This window comes from Fluviispira multicolorata, from assembly GCF_009208585.1.
In the GTDB taxonomy this organism is placed as follows: Bacteria; Bdellovibrionota_B; Oligoflexia; order Silvanigrellales; family Silvanigrellaceae; genus Silvanigrella; species Silvanigrella multicolorata.
Map to the genome: position 1 here is coordinate 1 of NZ_WFLN01000014.1, position 765 is coordinate 765.

2 protein-coding genes are annotated in these 765 nt (G+C 31.0%); one reads left to right on the top strand and one right to left on the bottom strand.

The genetic code is table 11. The annotated features are described in order from the left end of the window. Positions 1 to 536: helix-turn-helix domain-containing protein (locus GCL57_RS14670; RefSeq protein ID WP_152214108.1), on the bottom strand; the 536-nt coding region annotated here is incomplete at its 3' end. A gap of 47 nt (positions 537 to 583) precedes the next feature. Here GCL57_RS14670 and GCL57_RS14675 point away from each other — a divergent pair. After that, a partial coding sequence (locus GCL57_RS14675) for a transposase (protein ID WP_211363277.1) occupies positions 584 to 765 on the top strand: 182 nt, incomplete at its 3' end.

The window sequence follows — 765 nt, forward strand, 5'->3', positions numbered from 1 at the left end:
CTGTTTTCGACTTCGTAACAGAAAGAAACAAACCAATTATCATTCTTTTTCCCAATTACAATTTGTTGTGGAGATCCGAATTCTCTATGAGCTTTGAATTTTAAAATACCTAATTTTTTTGATTTAGTACCAATTGTGAGTTTTTTTAAAACAACTCCGTTATCACTTATTTCATCATTAAATTTAAATAATTCATTCGTAAGCAAGACGGTATCTTTTATTCCTTTTTTCTTTTTACGGGGATTTTTAGCTATGCCTTTAAAGAAACGTTGCTTTGCCGTATACCAAATTGAAGACGCATTGCGCAGAATTTGAGAAGGGCATTGATTTAGCCAATCTCTTTCTTCGGTTTTAAAATGTGAGTAAGCCTGATGAGCTGAGGATTTTTCTCCTGTACTTTTAAATACACTATAATTTTGATTATCTTCTGACACTTTGCAATTATAAATAACTCTAGCGCAACCTATCCATTGAGAAAGTATATTTGCTTGCTCAATAGTTGGATATGCTCTAAATTTTACACCACAACTTGCCATAAATCCTCCATCATGTTACTCTAGCATTTGTTTATTTTGGAGTCAATATGGATTATAAAAAATATGAGTGGAGAACAGGAAGAAGCCAACTATATAAGCATTATTATCATTTAGTCTTTGTTACAAAATACAGACGTGGAGTTTTTACAAAAGAAATTCTTGAACGTACTAAGATTATTTTTAAAGAAACATGCGAACAAATAGATTGCGAATTAATCGAATTTAATGG